Here is a 348-nt window from a genome sequence, read left to right as displayed (position 1 = left end):
CCACCGCCCGTGCCCGTGTCACCGCCACCTGTTCCCGTGTCACCGCCACCCGTGCCGGTATCGCCACCGCCCGTGCCCGTGTCACCGCCACCTGTGCCGGTATCCCCGCCGCCCGGGCCCGTTTCCCGACCGCCTGTGCCGTGATCTCCGCCTCCCGTGCCGGTCTCGCCCCCTCCTGTGCCCGTGTCACCGCCGCCCGTGCCCGTGTCACCCCCGCCTGTGCCGGTATCACCGCCGCCTGTGCCCGTGTCACCACCGCCTGTGCCGGTATCACCGCCCCCAGTGCCGGAATCGCCACCGCCTGTGCCCGTGTCACAGCCGCCCGTGCCCGTGTCACCCCCGCCTGTG

At 74.7% G+C, this 348-nt stretch carries 1 protein-coding gene; it reads right to left on the bottom strand.

Translation table 11 applies throughout. The features are described from left to right. Positions 1 to 348: hypothetical protein (locus tag V3C85_RS04475; RefSeq protein ID WP_331793888.1), on the bottom strand; the 348-nt coding region annotated here is incomplete at both ends.

It is taken from the genome of Pseudotabrizicola sp. L79, assembly GCF_036553525.1.
Lineage (GTDB): Bacteria > Pseudomonadota > Alphaproteobacteria > Rhodobacterales > Rhodobacteraceae > Pseudotabrizicola.
Note: the sequence above shows the minus strand (reverse complement) of the source record. Positions and strands in the feature narration are given on the sequence as shown.